The sequence below is a fragment of the Stappia sp. ICDLI1TA098 genome (genome assembly GCF_054880955.1).
Genome location: NZ_JBTZBT010000002.1, coordinates 13582 through 31896, shown reverse-complemented (window position 1 = coordinate 31896; position 18315 = coordinate 13582). Strand labels below are relative to the sequence as shown.

Genomic DNA, 18315 nt, shown 5'->3' with positions numbered 1-18315 from the left:
ACGAAAAAGGCCGGAGATTTCTCCGGCCTTTTTTGTTTGTGTTCCGCCTTCGCTTCCGTGGCGGACGGCGCTGGCTCAGCGCGCGTTCGCCAGCTTGGCGAAACGGCGGCCGGCCTCGACCAGCTCCGAGACGATGCCCGGCTCGCTGGCGGCATGACCCGCGTCCTCGACGATGCGCAGGTCCGCCTCCGGCCAGGCATTGGAGAGGTCGACCGCGTTCTTCATCGGCGTCACCACGTCATGACGTCCGTGAACGATGACGCCGGGAATGTTGCGAATGCGGTCGATGTCGCGCAGCAACTGGTCGTCGTGGCGGAAGAAGCCGCCATTGGCGAAATAGTGCGATTCGATACGCGCGAACGCCAGCGAGAACTGCGCGTCGGTGAAGCGCGCCTCGCGCTCCGGATCGCGCTGCACCGACAGGGTCGAGCCTTCCCAGAGCGCCCAGCGAACCGCGGCCTCGCCGCGCAGCGCCTCGTCCGGCCCGGTGAGCCGGCGGTGGTAGGCGCCCACCATGTCGCCGCGCTCGTCCTCGGGGATGAAATCGCGGTAGGGGGCGAACAGGTCGGGATAGAGCCAGCTCGCTCCCTCCTGATAGAACCACAGCAGTTCCGCGCGGCGCAGCAGGAAGATGCCGCGCAGCACCAGCGCCGTGACATGCTCGGGGTGGCTCTGCGCATAGGCCAGCGCCAGCGTCGAGCCCCAGGATCCACCGAAGACCTGCCAGCGGTCGATGCCCAGATGCTCGCGCAGCCGCTCGATGTCGGCCACGAGGTCCCATGTGGTGTTTTCGCGAAGCTCGGCATGGGGTGTCGAGCGACCGCATCCGCGCTGATCGAACAGGACGATGCGGTAGACGGCCGGATCGTGGAAGCGGCGCATGATCTCGCCGGCGCCGCCACCTGGCCCGCCATGCAGCATGACCACGGGAATCCCCTCGGGATTGCCGCATTCCTCGAAATAGAGGCTGTGCAGCGAGTCGACGGCCAGGTGACCGGAGGCGTAGGGATCGATCGGCGGATAAAGCGACGCGCGCATCAGGGAAACCTCGCAAGGGAGAATCGTGTGTCGGATGCGCCGGCCGGCGCGCTTGCGACACTAGACGCTTGGGCGCGCGAAGAAAACGGCCGTCTGGGCAGCATGGCGGGGTGCGCCGGTACGGCGATGCAACTCTCGCGGCGTGGCGAAGCGCGTGTGAAGAGAGAGATCATCGCACCGGGTGCCGCCATGGGAGGGAGAGCTTTGCGAGAATATCGGGGCGAGGAGGCCAGACCAGCTCGGGCGCGTGCCTGAAGACGCGCACAATTCGCGGTTGAAGGCGGGACTTGATGCGGCACCGCGCTGCCGCGATAATGGCCGGCCGCCGAATGCCGCGCCGCGCGCCGGCGACGGCCGGCGCAAGGGGAGCGGCGGCAAGCCGAAGCGGGGAACCCCAGCGGGGCGGCAGAAGACACTGCGCAAAGCGGTGCCGGCTGCGAGCGGGCAAGACAGCCGGGCAACACCGGCGGGCGAGGGAGGAATGGGTGTGACGGAAAGCGCTGCCTTTCATTTCGTGATTGCGGACGACCATCCATTGTTTCGTGGCGCACTGCGCCAGACCATCGAGAACCTCTACCCCGGCGCCGCAATCTCCGAGGTCGGTACGCTGGAGGACGCCGCCGCCGCGTTGGAAGGCAGCGACGAAGTCGATCTCCTGTTTCTCGATCTGTCGATGCCGGGCATGCGCGGCTTCGCCGGGCTGATCTATCTTCGCGCCCAGTATCCCGGGGTTCCGGTGGTGATGGTGTCGGCGAGCGAGGACGCACCAACGGTGCGCCGCTGCATGGAGCTTGGCGCGGCGGGTTTTATTCCCAAGTCGCGCGGCATCGAGGTGATCCGCGCCGGCATCGCGGCGACGATGGCGGGCAATGCCTGGACCCCGCCCGACATGCTGCTGGGGGTCGACGACGACGAAACCGCCGCCATGGTCCAGCGCATGGCCAGCCTGACGCCGCAGCAGGTGCGGGTGCTGATGATGCTGTCGGAAGGGCTTCTCAACAAGCAGATCGCCTATGAGCTGAGCGTCTCCGAGGCGACCGTCAAGGCGCATGTCTCGGCGATTCTGCAGAAGCTCGGCGTGGAAAGCCGGACGCAGGCGGTCATCGCCGCCGCCCGCATCGAGCAGGGACACTGGCAGGCGGCGGTGCCGATCGGGTGATCTCGACGGGGCGCGCGGGGTTTTCGCGCGCGCCCGTTCACGGCTTGGCGCGGGCCTCGGGAGCCGGGTAGGCGACCGCGTCGCGCGCGCCGAAGCGCTCCTGATGGCAGGCGCTGCAGGTGGCGACCGCATCCGGTGTCATCGGCGCGCCGTCGGGCGCGATCTCCATGTAATGCCAGCCACCGGTTTCCGGCGAGCTTCCCTCGGCGACCTTGCGCATCAGAAAGAGCGGGCCGAAATCGATCTCGCCGGCCTCGTTCACATCATAGGTCTCCATGACGAGCGCGGATCCCTCCGGCATTTTCACGCCGGTTTCGCGAAACGTCATATAGGTCTTTTCCGCCGCCGGATTGACGAAGGTGATGTGGAAGCGCCCGCCATGCGTGTCGTCGGCGCGGGCGGGAAGGTCGGTCGCCGCCTTCCACGACCGGTAGTCGTTGACCAGGTCGGCTGGAACCCAGCGTTTGTCGCCGGCCTTGTAGGCATCGTGCAGCGCGACGTGGACGCAGTGCCAGGCCTGAGCCGCCTCAAGCGGGGTCAGTTCCGAACCCGGCTTTCCGGCATTGCAGTCCGCCGCCGTGGCGGGGGCTGCAAGAGCCAGTAGAACGGCAGGCAGGCGAAGGGTGGCAAGGGCAAGGGACGATGCGTGACTGGCTTGCATGAAACTCTCCCCGACAGGGTGTGTCCGCGCTGGCGAACGCCCGACGATCAGCCTGGCAGGTCAATGTGGTCACCACTTTTGGGGGCATTCAAGAAAATAAATTACACTTCTGGTTGATATTGGGGTCGATCATTCCGCCGCACTTGCCGTTGCCCGCAATCGGGCGAGATAAGCTCTCAGAACCGCCGGCTTCACAGGCTTGTTGAGCATGTCGATGTCTCTCTCCGCCGCTTCTGCGCGCACCGACCGGCTGCGGTCGGCGGTGACCAGGATCGCCGGAATTTCCGCACCGAGTTTCCAGCGCAACTGCACGACCGCGTCGACGCCGGTTCCCTCATCGAGGTGATAGTCGACGATGAGCACGTCCGGCGTAATCCCGGCGTCGGCGACCTGGCGGGCGGCATCGCGCGGGTCGAGTGCGGTCAGGACACGGCATCCCCAGCCACCAAGAAGCACGCGCATGCCGTCCAGGATCTGCGGCTCATTGTCGATCGCCAGCACGCGAAGTCCGTTGAGTTCGCCCGGCATCGCGGTGGCGAGCGGTCGACCGACGCTCTCCGGCAGCGGTGCCGCGGCCGGCAGTTCGATGGAAAAGCGCGAGCCCACGCCGCTGCGCGAGACGAGCGACACGGGATGGTTCAGCACCCGCGAGATGCGTTCGACGATGGACAGGCCGAGGCCGAGGCCGCGTGCCTCGCGCGCGCCGTCGTCGAGGCGGTGAAACTCGAGAAAGATGAGCGGCTGCTTTGCTTCCGGGATGCCGATGCCGGTGTCATGCACCTCGATGATCGCCTGGCCGCCACGCCGGCGCAGCCCCACCAGCACGCGGCCCTTGCGGGTGTATTTGATCGCGTTGGAGACGAGATTCTGCAGGAGGCGGCGCAGCAGGCGCCGGTCCGAGCGGACGCTGAGACTGCTCGGCAGGATCCGCAGGTCGAGGTTCTTCTCCTGCGCCACCGGCTCGAACTCCATGCGCAGCGGGCTGAGCACGTCCTCGATGCGGAAGACGGAATACTCCGGTTTCAGCGCGCCGGTGTCGAGCCGGGAGATGTCGAGCACGGCGCCGATGATCTCCTCGACCGATTCCAGCGACGCATCGACATTGTGTACCAGATGCCGGAGCTCGCCTTCCGCGAAACGCTCGATCAGGCTGGAGGAATAGAGCCTTGCGGCGTTGAGCGGCTGAAGGATGTCGTGGCCGGCGGCGGCGAGGAAGCGGGTCTTGCCCAGATTGGCCTCTTCGGCGAGCCGCTTGGCGTTGGTCAGCTCCTCGTTGACGCGGGTAAGTTCAAGCGTGCGTTCTCGCACGCGCCCTTCCAGCGTCTCGTTGGCGCGCGCCAGCGCCTCCGCGCCGAGCACGCGCTCGGTGATGTCGGTGTAGGTGGTGACGATGCCGCCATCGGGCATCGGGCTGGTGCGCACCTCGAGCACGAGCCCGGACGGAGACATGTATTCCTGGAACACCTCGTGGCGCACCGCGAGCCGGGCGATCCTGTCGCCGACGATTGCCTCCACCGGGTCATTGCCGAAGACGCCGCGCTTGGCGTTGAAGCGCACGATCGCATCGAGCGGGGTGCCGACCTGGCCATATTCCGGCGGCAGGCCGAGCAACTCGCGGAACTGCCGGTTCCAGCAGATCAGGCGCAGGTCCCGGTCGAAGACCGAAATGCCCTGGCGCACCTGGTCCAGGGCCGTCTGTAGCAAGTCGCGGTTGTGCTGGATCGCGACGGTGGCGTCGTCGAGGAGCTTCAGAGCTCCCTTGCCGGTCGGGTCCCGCCGCTTGACCAGGAGCGACAGCACCAGACGCGAGGAGGCGGCGCCGATGGCACTGGCCAGGAGCTGTTCGGAAAACCGCAGGATCTGCGCATCCGCTGTCGCGCTCAGATCGTAGTCGCGGCCGCGTTCGCGGGCGAAGCGCTGGAAGGAGCGGTCGGTGCGTTCCTCGCCGAGGTAGCGTGCGATGGTCGATTTCAGGTCGCCGACGGTGACCGAGGTTCGCCACAGCCGCAGGCCCGGCGTCGGCGACAGGTCGGAGGGGACGAAGATATTGGCCTGGAGCCGTTCGATGGGTTCGGGCGCGCGCGCCAGCGAGACCAGCACATAGGCCGCCAGATTGACCGAGAGCGACCAGAAGACGCCGTGTGTCAGCGGGTCGAAGGCAAGCGAGAACAGCGCCTGCGGGCGGAACAGCCACAGGCCGAAGGGCCCACTTTCGAGGAAGGCGTCGGAAATCAGGCCCGAGCGCGCGAAGGTCGGCAGCAGCAGCGTGTAGATCCACAGTGCGAAACCCGCCGTCATGCCGGCGATGGCGCCGCGCGCCGTGCCCCGTCGCCACAGCAGACCGCCGAAGAAGGCGGGCGCGAATTGCGCCACCGCCGCGAAGGACAGCAGCCCGATGGACGTGAGTGCCGCCGTGTCGCCGGCGGCGCGGAAATAGGCATAGGCCAGCAGCAGCGTCAGGAAGATCGAGAGCCGCCGGATCAACAGCAGGATGCGGCTCATGTCCTCGCCCTTGGAGGAAATGATCGCGTCCTCGCTTGAGCGGCGCAGCACCAGCGGCATCACCAGGTCGTTGGAGATCATGATCGCCAGCGCAACGGTCGCGACGATCACCATGGCGGTGGCCGCCGAAAGTCCGCCGATGAAGGCAAACAGCGCCATCCAGTGCTGGCCGGCGGAGATCGGCAGCGCCAGCACGTAGGTGTCGGGATTGACGCTGGCCGGCAGCAGGATCATGCCCGCGGCCGCGATCGGCACGACGAAGAGATTGATCGCCACCAGATAGGCGGGGAAGAGCCACGTCGCCCGCCGCAATTCCTCGGGCGAATTGTTCTCCGTCACCGTGACGTGAAACTGGCGCGGCAGCAGGATGACGGCGAAGAACGAAAGCAGCGTCATCACCACCCAGTTGCCGCCGACGAGTTCGCCGGTCATCACGTCCGTCACGCGCGGATTGGCGGCCATTGCCGTGAAGAGTTCGCCTGGTCCCTCGTACAGGTAGAAAGTCACCCAGATTCCCACCGCCAGGAAGGCCACCAGCTTGACCACCGCTTCCGTCGCGATGGCCAGCATCAGGCCTTCCTGGTGCTCCGTCGCATCGATGTGGCGGGTGCCGAACAAGGTGGCGAAGATCGCCATTCCGATGGCGATGATCAGGGTGATGTCGTTGAGATAGGGCAGGTCCGGCCCGCCATGGACGATGTCGAGCTGGGCGATCATCGTCGTCACCGAGATCGAGACCGCCTTGAGCTGCAGCGCGATATAGGGGATCGCGCCGATCACCGCGATGATGGCGACCACGGCGGCGACGGGTTGGCTCTTGCCGTAGCGCGCGGCGATGAAGTCGGCGATGGAGGTGATGCGCTCGGTCTTGGCAAGCCGGATCATCCGGCGCAGCAGCGGATAGCCGAGCGAGAATACGAGCACGGGCCCGATGTAGATCGTCAGGAATTCCAGCCCGTTATGCGTCGCCGTGCCGACCGATCCGAAGAACGTCCATGAGGTGCAATAGACCGAGATCGACAGGGCATAGATCAGCGGGCGCCCATGCCCGGTCTTGGAAAGACGCGGGGCGCGGTCGCCGTAGCTGGCGATGGCAAACAGCAGCAGGACGTAGCCGATCGCCGCGACGGCGACCACCCAACCCTCGAGCATGCGCGCAGGCCTCCCTTCCCCGTGCATCTTGCGGCTGCCGAACGGCGTCCGTCGCGCGGAATCCGATCACGTTTGCGCCCGCCTGTCCATTGTCCGCAGGGATAGGACGGGCAGCACCGCGAACCACGCCGCAAGGTGTCCATCAGCCATGCAAATCCGCGATTCCGGCTCTTGCGGTTGCATGCTAAAGGAAAGTTCGAAGCTCTGCCGGCAACGGGCATGCGGAGCACGCAGGACAATGCCGAAGGAGACTGTGCATGCTGAGCGAGTTCAAGAAGTTCGCCATCAAGGGCAACATGATGGATATGGCCATCGGTATCGTCATCGGTGCCGCCTTTACCGCCATCGTCTCCTCGCTCGTCGACGACATCATCATGCCGCCGCTCGGCCTGCTGCTGGGTGGCGTCGACTTCTCCGAAATCTTCGTCGTGCTGAAGCAGGGCGTTCAGGCCGGCCCGTATGCGACGGTCGACGCGGCCCGCGAGGCGGGTGCCGTCACCTGGAACGTGGGCCTTTTCGCCAACGCCATCTCCAAGTTCCTGATCGTTGCCTTTGCGTTGTTCATCCTCGTCAAGGGGATCAACCGGCTGCGCGAGCAAAAGGCCGCGGCTCCTTCGGCTCCGCCGGCGCCCACCGCGCAGGAAAAGCTGCTCACCGAGATCCGAGATCTTCTCAAGACGCGCTGACGCGCGCACAACCAACCAGACGGACCCCGCGCATGGACACGCCTGCCAACATCGTGGGGGATGCCGCCCCCGTCGCCGTTCTCGAGGCGTTGCGCCGGGAAGCCCGCTGCGCGCCCGAAAGCGGGATCGTCGAGGTCGTCAATTTCGCCCGCGCCCGCGCCGACCTGATCCCGCTGTGGGTGGGAGAGGGCGACCTGCCGACACCGGATTTCATTCGCGAGGCGGCTGCCGCCTCGCTGGCGCGCGGCGAGACCTTCTACACCTATCAGCGCGGCATCCCGAGCCTGCGCGAGGCGCTGGCGCGCTATCACCTGGTCCATTACGGCCGCGACTGGGGCGCCGAACGCCATTTCGTCACCGGATCGGGCATGCAGGCGATCCAGATCGCCGTACAGGCCATCGCCGGCGCCGGCGACGAGGTGATCCATCCCTCTCCCGCCTGGCCGAATTTTGCCGCCGCCCTGGAGATCGCCGGTGCTCGGGCCGTTCCCGTGGCGCTCGATTTCGCCGAAACAGGCTGGACGCTCGACCTTGGCCGGATCGCCGACGCGATCACCCCGCGCACGCGGGCGATCTACCTGAACTCGCCCTCCAACCCGACCGGCTGGGTCGCCGACACGCAACTCCTGTCGGAGCTGCTGGCGCTTGCCCGCGCGCACGGGCTTTGGATCATCGCCGACGAGGTCTACGGCCGGTTCGTGGCCAAGGGCAGTGCGCGCGCGCCGTCGTTCATGGATGTGGCGGAACCCGACGACCTGATTCTCTACGTCAACACGTTCTCCAAGAACTGGGCGATGACGGGATGGCGCATCGGCTGGCTTTCCGGCCCGCCCGCCATTGGCCAGACGGTGGAAAATCTCATCCAGTACGCGACTTCGGGCGTGGCCGAGTTCATGCAGGCCGCCGCTGTTGCCGCGCTGGAGCAGGGGGAGCCGTTCCTGGCGGAGCAGCGGCAGCGCGCCGACGCGGGGCGGCGTATCGTCACAAAGGCGCTGGCCGAGACGGGGCGCGCCCGATTTGCTCCACCCGCCGGCGCCTTCTACCTGTTCTTCGCGGTCGACGGCTATCCCGACAGCCGCGCGCTTGCCAAGCGCATTGTCGCCGAGACCGGTGTCGGCCTGGCGCCGGGAAGCGCCTTTGGCGCGGCGGGCGAGGGGTTCCTGCGCCTTTGCTTTGCCCGGTCGCCCGCCGCACTGGAGGCGGCGGCGGAAAGACTGGTGGGCTGGATATCTCGTTGACCGACTCGCATGGCGTGCGCTACGGATTTCTGCGTATCATGCGGGAGCGCCTGCGAGCGGCGAACGAGATCAACGGACTGGATCTGCTATGGGAGAAGACGACGGCCGCGCAAAGGCCGTGACGCCGACCGTATCCGAAGCGCAGCTTCTGAGCGTTCTCGACACCGCCGTCGACGGCATCGTGATCATGGATGATCGCGCGCGCATCATCCTTTTCAACAAGGCTTGCGAGACGCTGTTCGGCTACACCGCCGCCGAGGTTCGCGGGCGGAACGTCAAGGTTCTGATGCCGCCGGACTATTCCGCTGCGCACGACGGCTATGTCGGCAACTATCTCTCTACCGGCGAGAAGAAGATCATCGGCATCGGCCGCGAGGTGCGCGCCCGCCATCGCGACGGCACCGAGTTTCCCATCGAGTTGTCCGTCGGCGAGGCGGCGACGCCCGAGGGACGCCAGTTCATCGGCATCATGCGCGATATCCGCTCGCGCAAGGTCGTCGAGCGTCGACTGGCGGAGGTGCAGTCGCAACTGGTCAGCGCCACCCGCATCAGCGCGCTCGACGAGATGGGAGCGGCCATCGCCCACGAACTCAACCAGCCGCTGACCGCGATCATGCTCTATCTGCAGGCAGCCAAGCGCCGGGTCATGAGCGAGGGCGACGATATCAAGCTCGTTGAGATCGTCGACAAGGGCGTGCGGGAGGCTGAGCGCGCCAGCCAGATCATCCAGCGGATGCGCCGTTTCGTCGAGAAACGCGAGCCGGAACGGCGCAACATCGCCGTCGAACAGCTGATGCGCGAAACGCTGGAACTGGTCACCCTCGGCACCTCCATCGAGGGGGTCGCGTTTCACGTCGACATTGCCGAGGAGCTGCCCGAGGTCAGCATCGATCCGGTGCAGATCCAGCAGGTGTTGATCAATCTTCTGCGCAATGCCCTGCAGGCCGTGCGTCAAACGACGGTCCGCGAGGTCGGCGTCACTGTCTTCCAGCGCGACCGCGACCTGATCGTGCGTATCACTGATTCCGGCGGCGGCGTGCCGCCCGAGATGGTTCCGACACTTTTCAAGGCTTTTTCCGGCTCAAAGAAGGGCGGACTCGGTCTGGGGCTGGCGATCTCGCGATCGATCGCGCAAACTCACGGTGGGGATCTCGCGGTCGAATCCGCGACTGCCGAAGGCGGAGCGGCATTCGTTTTGCGCCTGCCGCTCGACCGGAAGGGTCCGGTCGAGGATGTCGACACCGATGAGGAGGGAACGCCGTCATGAATGCCAACCCGCAGGTCATACACATCGTAGATGATGACCCTGCCATTCGCGACGCACTCACGCTCGTCTTCGACATGGAGGGCTTCTCGGTGGAGGAGTTCGACAGCGGAGAGGCGTTCATGTCGGTCATCGCCGGCAAGCGGCCCGACTGCGTGATCATGGATGTCCACATGCCCGGCCAGTCCGGGATCGAGATCCTGCGCCGGCTGCATCAGGGCGGCTTCGACGTTCCGGTCTTCGTCATTTCCGGCCAGGGCGACATTCCCATGGCGGTGGAAGCGATCAAGCACGGCGCCCATGACTTCATCGAAAAGCCCTTCGATGCGGATACGGTCGTCGGTCGGGTGCGCGACGCCATCGCCGCTTCGGCGAAGTCACCGGACGACAAGGGACTGCCTGCCTCTTTCGCCGGCTCCGAGACGCTGACCCCGCGCGAGCGCGAGGTGCTGGCCGAGATCGCGGGCGGCGCCTCCAACAAGGAAGCCGGCCGCACGCTCGGCATCAGCCCGCGCACGATCGAGGTCCACAGGGCCCGCATCATGGAAAAACTCGGCGCGCGCAACGCCGCCGACCTGGTGCGCATCGTCCTGTCGCGCGAAGGCTTCACGACCTAGGCGCTGGGCAGAGCCTGCGGGACTTTCCTCCAAGCACCGAGGGCGGCGCTGATCCCTGGCGGCAACGATCATCGTCGGCCGGGCGTCCGCGTGACGTTCAGCGCGCGATTTCCTCGCGCCGCAGTGTCAGGACGGATACGCCGGACGCGGTGACCGCGACGGTGTGTTCGAACTGCGCGGAGAGCGATCCGTCTCTCGTCACGACTGTCCAGCCATCGTCCCGCGTTCCAACGCCTCTTCGGCCGTGGTTGAGCATCGGCTCGATCGTGAAGACCATGCCCTCGCGCAAGGGGAGACCGGTTCCCGGTTTCCCGAAATGCAGAACCTGCGGCTCCTCATGCATTTGGCGGCCGATGCCGTGGCCGCAATATTCTCGCACCACGGAGTAACCGTTTCGCTTGGCATGACGTTCGATTGCCCAGCCGATGTCTCCAAGCCGTGCGCCCGGGCGCACCGCCCGGATGCCCTTCCACATCGCCTCGTAGGTGGTCTGCACCAGTCGCCTTGCAGCCGGATGTACCTCGCCAATGAGGTAGGTCTTGCTGGAACCCGCGATATAGCCGTTCTTCTCCAAAGTGATGTCGAAGTTGACTATGTCGCCGTCGCGCAGCACGTCCGCTTGCGAGGGGATGCCATGGCAGACCACATCGTTCACCGATGAATTCAACACGAAGCCATAGCCGTATTGGCCCTTGCTCGCCGGGCGGGCCTCGAGGGTGTGAACGATGAAATGTTCGACCATTTCATCGACCTGAAGCGTTGACAGGCCGCTGAGCGAGGTTCGGTCCAGAAGATCGAAGACGCAAGCGAGCAAACGGCCGGATTCAGCCAGCAGGGCGAGTTCCTCCGGCCGCTTCGTCATGCGTCCCTCCAGGTGAGCGACTGGGCCGAGACGCCCGCGGAACTGAACTCGCGCTCGATGATCTCGGTGAAACTGAGCGTCGGATTGGTCTCGCACAGCATGCCTATCTTGATCCAGTAGGCGGCCTGCGCATTGATCGACCGGCACGACACCTTGCTCGCCCTGCGCAACTGGTCGTGCAAATCGTCATCTATGCTCACGATGCCCATGATTGCTCCATATATGAAATGTATATGAAGCGTATATTCATTTTCTGGGAAATGCCAAGGCCCACGCACAGCGCGCCCCGGTTTTCGGGCGACGGGCGTGCCGCATGTCCTGCCCGAGGCGGCACCTCCCCGCTTGCCGGCCGGGGGAGCGCCGGAAGCCGGCTTGCGTGTTCCCCCTTAGTTTTCCTGATGCCACTTAGGTCTATAGTGAAGCCCATCGGAGCGGCTCGCCGGGGAGGGGCCCCGCATTGCATTTCCGGTTGGCAAGAGGGTGAATCGGTGGTCATTCACATCGTCGAGGACGATCCTGGCGTTGGCGATGCGCTTGCGTTGCTGCTGACGCAGATTGGCCACGAGTCCAGGATCTATCCGGACGCGGAGTCCTTTTTCGAATGCGCGCCGCCGGCTCCTCAGGATGCGGTGATCGTCGATCTCGGCCTGCCGGGCGTCTCGGGAACTCAGGTCATCCGCTGGCTGACCAGCCTGCGCGTCCCCCCAAAGATCATCGCCATCACCGGCCAGTCGAGCCTCAGGATCGGTGAGTTGATTGGATCCGAGACGCTGGCGATCCTGCTGCGCAAGCCTCTGACCGAGGAAGCGCTCGTCTCTCACCTGTGACCAGGGGTCCTTCGTCGACCTCGCGTCGACGTGTCGCGGCGACGCCGCACGGGGATCGGGCTAGGTAGATAGTCGTACGAAGACGACCCGATTTCGCACGCAGTCTGAAGGGCCTAGGGTCTCCCCAGGGTCGACGGACAGCCTGGCGTCGGACGGGGCGGCAGGCAGGATGGTTCGAGCGCAGGACGGCGTTCAACTCCATCGGGGCTTCCTCCGGGCGACCTCCTGCCATTCTAGGAGGGACTCATGGCTTTCATCGAGCGCAGCGCGGAAACCCGTGGCTCAGTGCTGACCGGCGCGGACCGCGCCGTTGCCGCCCTTGCCGCCGACACCGCCCGCCAGGGCCGCACCCAGCGGTGCGGTCAGCACAGCATCGTCTTTTACGAGGGCGATCCGGCGGCGCGTGTCTACGAACTCGTTTCCGGCACGGTCATGCTCTACAAGCTCCTGCCCGACGGACGCCGTCAGGTGGTCGAGGTGCTCACCCCCGGCATGATCTTCGGCGCGGCTTCCGGCGTGAACTACGACTGTTCGGCGGAGACGCTGACCCCGGCTGCGATCCTTGTGCACGAGCGTCATGAAATCGACGACAGTCGGGATCTCCAGGGGCATCTCGCCCGTTGCCTGATGGCGCAGATGGAGCGAATGCATGAGCATGCCGTTCTGCTCGGGCGCAAGTCCGCGCTGGAGCGGGTCACCTCGTTTCTCATGCACATGGTTCCCGGCCGCGGCGGCGAGGGCTGCACCGGCCCGGCCACGCCCGACTGCGACACCCACGATGTCCCGCTGGCGATGACGCGCCAGGAGATCGCCGACTATCTCGGCCTGACGATCGAGACCGTCAGCCGGGTCATCTCGGAGCTGAAGCGGCGCGGTCTGGTCAAGGTCGAGCGCCAGGACCGGATCTACGTCACGCGCGTTTGCGGCATCTGCCAGCTGACCGGAATTCACTGACGTCTGCGTCCTTCGACGTATCCCCGATTGGACGCTCTTTGCGCCGCTGCCGGCCATGCATGCCCCGGGCACCTTCTGGTGACCCGGGGTTTTGTTTGCGCGTCCGGCTAGACCGCGACGGAATGACGGGCCGCGCCGGCCGCCAGATAGGCGTCGAATGCGGCCGCCGCGATGCGGGCGTAGCGCTGCCCCTCCTGTGTCACAGCGACCCGATTTTCCTCAATGATCGCGAGGCCGTCGCGGACCATCTCGGCCAGTGCGTCGAAGCTCTCGGCGAAATGATCGACCGCAAAGCCATGGTGGGCGGCGACCTCGGCCACGTCGACCCGGTGGTCTGTCATCAGCCGCTCGATGATCTCGGCGCGCGCGCGATCATCCGCGTTGAGCGCGATACCCCGCGCCACCGGCAACTCGCCGGCGGCGACCGCCCGCGTCCAGCCTCCGACATCGGGCTGGTTCTGCACATATCCTTCCGGCAACCGGCCGATGGACGAGCAGCCGAGCCCGATCAGCGCGTCGGCCGTGTCGGTGGTGTAGCCTTGGAAATTGCGCCGCAGCCGGCCCTCGCGGTAGGCGATCGCCATGCTGTCGTCGGGCAGTGCGAAATGATCGAGACCGATGGCCTCATAGCCAGCCGAAGCCAGTTCGGCGCGCGCGAAATCGGCGGCCTCGATGCGCTCCGAGGCGCCGGGCAGGGCGGCCTCGTCGATCAGCCTCTGGTGCTTCTTGAACCAGGGCACATGGGCATAGCCGAACAGCGCGATCCTTCCGGGACGCAATAGCTGCGTCAGGCGGATCGTCTCGGCGATGCTGTCGAGCGTCTGATGCGGAAGGCCGTACATCAGGTCGAAGTTGATTGCCTCGATGCCGGCCGCGCGCAGATGGGCGACCGCCCGTTCGACCTGCTCGAACGGCTGGATGCGACCGATGGCCTTCTGCACCACCGGATCGAAATCCTGAACGCCGAGGCTCGCCCGGGTGATGCCAGCCTCGCGCAGTGTCTCTGCAAGGTCGCTGGTCACCGTGCGCGGGTCGAGCTCGATGGCATGCTCGCAGTCGGGGGAGAGCGCGAAGCGGTTCTTCAGCGCGGCGACGATCTTCAGGAAGTGCGCGCGCGGCAGCAGGCTCGGTGTGCCGCCGCCCCAGTGGATGTGGGTGACGGGCCGCCGCCGGCCGAGCCTGTCGGCGACGAGTGCGACCTCGTCGAGCAGGGTCTGCGCATAGGCGATGACGGGGTCGTCCCGCAGCGCGCCCTTCGTGTGGCAGCCGCAGTAGTTGCAGATCGTCCGGCAGTAGGGGACATGCAGATACAGCGAGAGCGCCGTTTCCGGCGCCAGCTCGCCGAGCCAGCCGCCGAGCGTTTCTCCGTTCACGCCGGCGTGGAAATGCGGCGCGGTCGGATAGCTGGTGTAGCGCGGTACGGCGCGGGTGGCGTAGCGGTGATCGAGCGTGGTCATGGCGCTATATCGCGCGCATCGCCGTCTCGCTTCCTTGATCTGGCTCAACCTTTGAGCATTTTGCGCCCCTGGGCGGGAGCGACGATTCAAGGGTGCGCGGTGCCGACAAGGGCGATATGCTTGTTCTGCTTCGCGGCCGCGCCGCACAGTCTCGTCTCCCGGGCCGTCGCCCGGCCATCCCGGACCCATCCAGCCTTGCCGTCCCAGCTCTTCCAGAACACCCTGTTCAAGGCCTTTCTGACACTTGCGGTCGGGGCACTGGGCGCGGAATTGTTTAATCTCATCGGCTTCCCGGCCGCCTGGCTTGCCGGCTCGATGGTTGCCGTGGCCGTTGCGGTGCTGGCGGGGATGCCGAGCGCGATGCCCGTGCCGTTGCGCGACACGCTGCTCGTCATACTTGGCCTGACGATGGGAAGCGGCGTGACGCCGGAGACGGTCTCGCGCGTGGGCGAGTGGCCGTTGACCATGGCGTTGCTCATCGTCGCCGTCGTGGCGATCCTTCTCGCCACCTATGTCTACCAGCGCCGCATCGCCGGCTGGGACCGGCAGACGGCGTATTTCGCCGCCATTCCCGGGGCGCTGTCCTACGTGATGGCGCTCACGCTCGACTATCCGCGCGCCGACGCGATGCGCATCGCCGCCTCGCAGAGCCTGCGCGTCTTCATCCTTGTCGCCGTGTTGCCGATGGTCGTGACCAACAGCGGCGGCGGCCTGCACGAGGTGGTGCGCCATATCCCGCCGATGGAGCTGCCGGCGCTGGCCGCTTTGATCGCCGTCGGCTTTGCCTCTGGCTGGGCCACGCAGCGCCTTGGTGTGCCGGCTGGATGGCTCACCGGGCCGTTCTTCCTCAGCGCGCTGCTCAACGCCAGCGGCCTGGTCGTCATCAACCTGCCGACCTGGCTTAGCATTCCGGCGCTGATCGGCCTGGGCTGCGTCATCGGTTGCCGCTTCACCAGCGTCACGCCCATGGAACTGCTGCGCATGCTCGGCGTCTGCCTGGGCGCCTTCGCGGTCGGCATGACCATCTCCGTCGCGGTGTCGGCGGTGATCTGGGCGACCCTTGGCCTGCCGTTCGGCCAGCTGCTGCTCGCCTATGCGCCGGGTGGCCTCGAGGCGATGACGCTGCTGGCCTATCTGCTTGATCTCGATCCGGCCTTTGTCGCCGCGCATCAAATCGTGCGCTATATCGGCATGATCCTGATCCTGCCCCTTGTGACCGTGCGCGTGCTCGGGCCGCCGCAAAGGCGGTCCTGACAGCGGGCCGGCCGGCATTCGGCACTGATCGATCGGGTCCGCGCCGGATGATCAGCCCTGCGCCGCCTGCCATTCGCTGGCGAGCGTGGCATAGACGAACTCGTCTCCCCACACCCCGTCGAAGCGGTCGTTCTGGATGAAATGCGCCTCGCGCCTGAGGCCGAGCCGTTCGACGATGCCGACCGAGCCGTGATTGCGCGTGTCGATGCGGGCGAAGATCCGGTGGAAGCCGAAGGTGCGAAAGCCGATGCCGATCATCGCCCTGACGGCCTCGGTCGCATAGCCGACCCCGCTGAAACGGGGATTGAAAATATAGCCGACCTCGGCCTGCCGCGCCGCGATGTCGGCCAGCTTCAGCAGGACCTCGCCTATGACAGCGGCATCGTCCGTACGCTCGACCGCAAGGCGTAGCGTGTCCCCGTCGCACGTGAGCCGGGGACGCCTTGCGGCCTCGAAATTCGAGCGCAAGGTCTCCGGTTCGGGAGGCGCGCTATAAAGAAAGCGGTAGACGTCGGCGCGCTGGTGATAGACCCTGTAGGCGTCGAAATCCTCGGTCTCGAAGGGCCGAAGGACAAGGCGCGCCGTTCTGGTCGTCAGTCTGGAGACGTCTGGTGACATGGAGAGGTTCCGGTCTCGTGGGGGCTTTGGAGGGGGCGATTTGTTCCACCAGGCCCTGCCGAGGCCACCTCTCCTCGGGCGATGTGGTCGACGCGAGTCGATCCGTCAAGGCCGAGGCCGATTTTGACGTCGGGAGATCCGCCGGCCTGGAACCGTTTCAAGTTATAGGTAAATGTACCTAGTTCTTTGTTCGGAATGGGAAAATTCCAGAAACAATTCGTCGCACCCGGGCTTTTGCTGATGTAATTGCCCGGTGCTTGTCTCAAGGTCGCTTGACCTGGATCAAGGCGGAAACCGGTGTGTCGGTCATACCGTCCGTCTCGACCCACTGGGGTTGGATCATCAAAATACTCGGGGCGCAGACATGGCTCAGACCAAAGCCAAATACATGACACTTGAGGAGGGCTTCTTTGCGGCTTTTCTCATTGTGCTCGCCTTCGCCTGCCTGATCATCGCGGGAAAGACCTACGATCAGGTGATGGCGTTCCACACTGCCATCGGATCGCTGTTCGCCGCGGTCGGTGCCTTCATCATCTTCAAGAACTATTTCAATGATGGTGGCATGCCGATCCCGCAGGAGATCGACGGCAAGCCGAACTACAATCTGGGGCCGATCAAGTTCGGCGCCTGGGCCGCGGTCTTCTGGGGCATTGCCGGCTTCACGGTCGGTCTCATCATCGCCCTTCAGCTCGCCTATCCGGTTCTGAACCTCGACCTTCCCTGGACGAGCTGGGGACGGCTGCGCCCGCTGCACACCTCCGCGGTGATTTTCGCCTTCGGCGGCAACGTGCTGCTCGCCACGTCCTTCTACGTGGTGCAGCGCACGAGCCGCGCGCGGATGCCCGGGCGGATCGCGCCCTGGTTCGTGATCCTCGGCTACAACGCCTTCATCGTCATCGCCGGCACGGGCTACCTGCTCGGCGCGACCCAGTCGAAGGAATATGCCGAGCCGGAGTGGTATGCCGACCTGTGGCTGACCATCGTCTGGGTGGCCTACCTGCTGCTCTTCCTCGGCACCCTGTGGAAGCGCAAGGATTCGCACATCTATGTGGCGAACTGGTTCTACCTCGCCTTCATCATCACCATCGCGATGCTGCACATCGTCAACAACCTGACGGTTCCGGTCTCGGTGTTCGGCACCAAGTCCTACATCGTCTGGTCGGGCGTGCAGGATGCCATGGTGCAGTGGTGGTACGGCCATAACGCGGTGGGCTTCTTCCTGACCGCCGGCTTCCTGGCGATCATGTACTACTTCGTGCCCAAGCGCGCCGAACGCCCGGTCTATTCGTACCGCCTGTCGATCGTGCACTTCTGGGCGCTGATCTTCCTGTACATCTGGGCCGGTCCGCACCACCTGCACTACACGGCTCTGCCGCAGTGGGCCTCGACGCTCGGTGCCACCTTCTCGATCATTCTGTGGATGCCCTCCTGGGGCGGCATGATCAACGGCCTGATGACGCTGTCGGGTGCGTGGGACAAGCTGCGCACGGATCCGGTCCTGCGGATGATGGTCGTGTCGATCGCCTTCTACGGCATGTCGACCTTCGAAGGCCCGCTGATGTCGCTGCGGTCGGTGAACTCGCTGTCGCACTACACCGACTGGACCATCGGCCATGTGCACTCCGGTGCGCTCGGCTGGGTCGGCTACATCTCCTTCGGCGCCCTCTACTGCCTGATCCCCTGGTTGTGGAACAAGAAGCAGGTCTATTCGCTCAAGCTGGTGAACTGGCACTTCTGGATCTCCACCATCGGCATCGTGCTCTACATCTGCGCGATGTGGGTCTCCGGCATCATGCAGGGCCTGATGTGGCGTGCCTACGACAAGCTCGGCTTCCTTGAGTACTCGTTCATCGAGACGGTTGAGGCCATGCATCCGTTCTATGTAATCCGTGCCCTCGGCGGAGCGCTCTTCGTGCTCGGCGCCCTGATCATGGCTTACAATCTCCTCATGACCGTTCGTCACGGCGAGGCCGAAGAGGCCGAGACCGCTGGCGCCGGCGCCATGGCCCCTGCGGAATAAGGGGAG

The 18315-nt window shown here is 65.5% G+C and carries 16 protein-coding genes; 9 read left to right on the top strand and 7 right to left on the bottom strand.

Going from position 1 to position 18315, the window contains the following annotated elements; translation table 11 throughout:
• Positions 1-75 precede the first annotated feature (75 nt).
• A complete protein-coding gene (gene pip, locus ACSLUQ_RS10530; protein ID WP_417773694.1) occupies positions 76-1041 on the bottom strand; it encodes a prolyl aminopeptidase in 966 nt (321 codons plus the stop codon).
• Between the two features lie 478 nt (positions 1042-1519).
• On the opposite strand from pip, the gene ACSLUQ_RS10525 reads away from it, so the two are divergent.
• Positions 1520-2197: a response regulator transcription factor gene (locus ACSLUQ_RS10525; protein WP_417773559.1), complete on the top strand. Its 678-nt coding sequence runs from the start codon at positions 1520-1522 to the stop codon at positions 2195-2197.
• A 37-nt stretch (positions 2198-2234) separates the two neighbouring features.
• On the opposite strand, the gene ACSLUQ_RS10520 is transcribed toward ACSLUQ_RS10525, so the two are convergent.
• Both ACSLUQ_RS10520 and ACSLUQ_RS10515 read right to left on the bottom strand, forming a co-directional pair.
• Positions 2235-2858, bottom strand: coding sequence for a cytochrome P460 family protein (locus ACSLUQ_RS10520; protein WP_461808504.1), 624 nt, complete (start codon positions 2856-2858; stop codon positions 2235-2237).
• A 129-nt stretch (positions 2859-2987) separates the two neighbouring features.
• Positions 2988-6512, bottom strand: a complete 3525-nt coding sequence (locus tag ACSLUQ_RS10515; protein ID WP_417773561.1) for a hybrid sensor histidine kinase/response regulator — start codon at positions 6510-6512, stop codon at positions 2988-2990.
• A 257-nt stretch (positions 6513-6769) separates the two neighbouring features.
• On the opposite strand from ACSLUQ_RS10515, the gene mscL reads away from it, so the two are divergent.
• The 4 genes from mscL to ACSLUQ_RS10495 all read left to right on the top strand — a co-directional run bounded on the left by mscL (position 6770) and on the right by ACSLUQ_RS10495 (position 10317).
• A complete protein-coding gene (gene mscL / locus ACSLUQ_RS10510) occupies positions 6770-7198 on the top strand; it encodes a large-conductance mechanosensitive channel protein MscL (protein WP_461808503.1) in 429 nt (142 codons plus the stop codon).
• A 32-nt stretch (positions 7199-7230) separates the two neighbouring features.
• A complete protein-coding gene (locus ACSLUQ_RS10505) occupies positions 7231-8436 on the top strand; it encodes a pyridoxal phosphate-dependent aminotransferase (protein ID WP_417773562.1) in 1206 nt (401 codons plus the stop codon).
• A gap of 88 nt (positions 8437-8524) precedes the next feature.
• The gene (locus ACSLUQ_RS10500) at positions 8525-9703 is read left to right on the top strand and encodes a PAS domain-containing sensor histidine kinase (RefSeq protein WP_417773563.1); all 1179 of its coding nucleotides are present in this window, start codon (positions 8525-8527) and stop codon (positions 9701-9703) included.
• Positions 9700-10317, top strand: coding sequence for a response regulator transcription factor (locus ACSLUQ_RS10495; protein ID WP_461808502.1), 618 nt, complete (start codon positions 9700-9702; stop codon positions 10315-10317). Before ACSLUQ_RS10500 ends, ACSLUQ_RS10495 begins: the two co-directional genes overlap by 4 nt.
• Positions 10318-10414: 97 nt before the next feature.
• Here the strand turns inward: ACSLUQ_RS10495 and map are convergent, their stop codons facing one another.
• Together map and ACSLUQ_RS10485 are read right to left on the bottom strand one after the other, a co-directional pair.
• A complete protein-coding gene (gene map, locus ACSLUQ_RS10490) occupies positions 10415-11179 on the bottom strand; it encodes a type I methionyl aminopeptidase (protein WP_461808501.1) in 765 nt (254 codons plus the stop codon).
• The gene (locus ACSLUQ_RS10485; RefSeq protein WP_461808500.1) at positions 11176-11388 is read right to left on the bottom strand and encodes a ParD-like family protein; all 213 of its coding nucleotides are present in this window, start codon (positions 11386-11388) and stop codon (positions 11176-11178) included. Before ACSLUQ_RS10485 ends, map begins: the two co-directional genes overlap by 4 nt.
• A 279-nt stretch (positions 11389-11667) precedes the next feature.
• Between ACSLUQ_RS10485 and ACSLUQ_RS10480 the strand changes: the two genes are divergently transcribed.
• Entirely contained in the window at positions 11668-12006 is a 339-nt protein-coding gene (locus ACSLUQ_RS10480; RefSeq protein ID WP_417773567.1) for a response regulator, read from the top strand.
• 246 nt (positions 12007-12252) lie between these two features.
• Positions 12253-12960, top strand: coding sequence for a helix-turn-helix domain-containing protein (locus ACSLUQ_RS10475; protein ID WP_417773568.1), 708 nt, complete (start codon positions 12253-12255; stop codon positions 12958-12960).
• Between the two features lie 107 nt (positions 12961-13067).
• Here the strand turns inward: ACSLUQ_RS10475 and hemN are convergent, their stop codons facing one another.
• Positions 13068-14417 (bottom strand): oxygen-independent coproporphyrinogen III oxidase, encoded by a 1350-nt coding sequence (hemN, locus tag ACSLUQ_RS10470; RefSeq protein ID WP_417773569.1) that lies wholly within the window; start codon positions 14415-14417, stop codon positions 13068-13070.
• A gap of 195 nt (positions 14418-14612) precedes the next feature.
• Between hemN and ACSLUQ_RS10465 the strand changes: the two genes are divergently transcribed.
• Positions 14613-15671: an AbrB family transcriptional regulator gene (locus ACSLUQ_RS10465; RefSeq protein WP_417773570.1), complete on the top strand. Its 1059-nt coding sequence runs from the start codon at positions 14613-14615 to the stop codon at positions 15669-15671.
• A gap of 51 nt (positions 15672-15722) precedes the next feature.
• Here ACSLUQ_RS10465 and ACSLUQ_RS10460 read toward each other — a convergent pair whose 3' ends face one another.
• Complete coding sequence (locus ACSLUQ_RS10460) at positions 15723-16289, bottom strand: GNAT family N-acetyltransferase (RefSeq protein WP_461808499.1); 567 nt, start codon at positions 16287-16289, stop codon at positions 15723-15725.
• A 364-nt stretch (positions 16290-16653) separates the two neighbouring features.
• On the opposite strand from ACSLUQ_RS10460, the gene ccoN reads away from it, so the two are divergent.
• A complete protein-coding gene (ccoN, locus tag ACSLUQ_RS10455) occupies positions 16654-18309 on the top strand; it encodes a cytochrome-c oxidase, cbb3-type subunit I (protein WP_417773572.1) in 1656 nt (551 codons plus the stop codon).
• The last annotated feature ends 6 nt before the right edge of the window (positions 18310-18315 follow it).

Coding starts and splice junctions, on each gene's coding strand:
- mscL (WP_461808503.1), top strand. CDS start 6,770: ATGCTGAGCGAGTTCAAGAAGTTCGCCATCAAGGGCAACATGATGGAT.
- ccoN (WP_417773572.1), top strand. CDS start 16,654: ATGGCTCAGACCAAAGCCAAATACATGACACTTGAGGAGGGCTTCTTT.
- ACSLUQ_RS10475 (WP_417773568.1), top strand. CDS start 12,253: ATGGCTTTCATCGAGCGCAGCGCGGAAACCCGTGGCTCAGTGCTGACC.
- ACSLUQ_RS10520 (WP_461808504.1), bottom strand. CDS start 2,858: ATGCAAGCCAGTCACGCATCGTCCCTTGCCCTTGCCACCCTTCGCCTG.
- ACSLUQ_RS10485 (WP_461808500.1), bottom strand. CDS start 11,388: ATGGGCATCGTGAGCATAGATGACGATTTGCACGACCAGTTGCGCAGG.
- map (WP_461808501.1), bottom strand. CDS start 11,179: ATGACGAAGCGGCCGGAGGAACTCGCCCTGCTGGCTGAATCCGGCCGT.
- hemN (WP_417773569.1), bottom strand. CDS start 14,417: ATGACCACGCTCGATCACCGCTACGCCACCCGCGCCGTACCGCGCTAC.
- ACSLUQ_RS10495 (WP_461808502.1), top strand. CDS start 9,700: ATGAATGCCAACCCGCAGGTCATACACATCGTAGATGATGACCCTGCC.
- ACSLUQ_RS10500 (WP_417773563.1), top strand. CDS start 8,525: ATGGGAGAAGACGACGGCCGCGCAAAGGCCGTGACGCCGACCGTATCC.
- ACSLUQ_RS10505 (WP_417773562.1), top strand. CDS start 7,231: ATGGACACGCCTGCCAACATCGTGGGGGATGCCGCCCCCGTCGCCGTT.
- ACSLUQ_RS10525 (WP_417773559.1), top strand. CDS start 1,520: ATGGGTGTGACGGAAAGCGCTGCCTTTCATTTCGTGATTGCGGACGAC.
- ACSLUQ_RS10515 (WP_417773561.1), bottom strand. CDS start 6,512: ATGCTCGAGGGTTGGGTGGTCGCCGTCGCGGCGATCGGCTACGTCCTG.
- ACSLUQ_RS10460 (WP_461808499.1), bottom strand. CDS start 16,289: ATGTCACCAGACGTCTCCAGACTGACGACCAGAACGGCGCGCCTTGTC.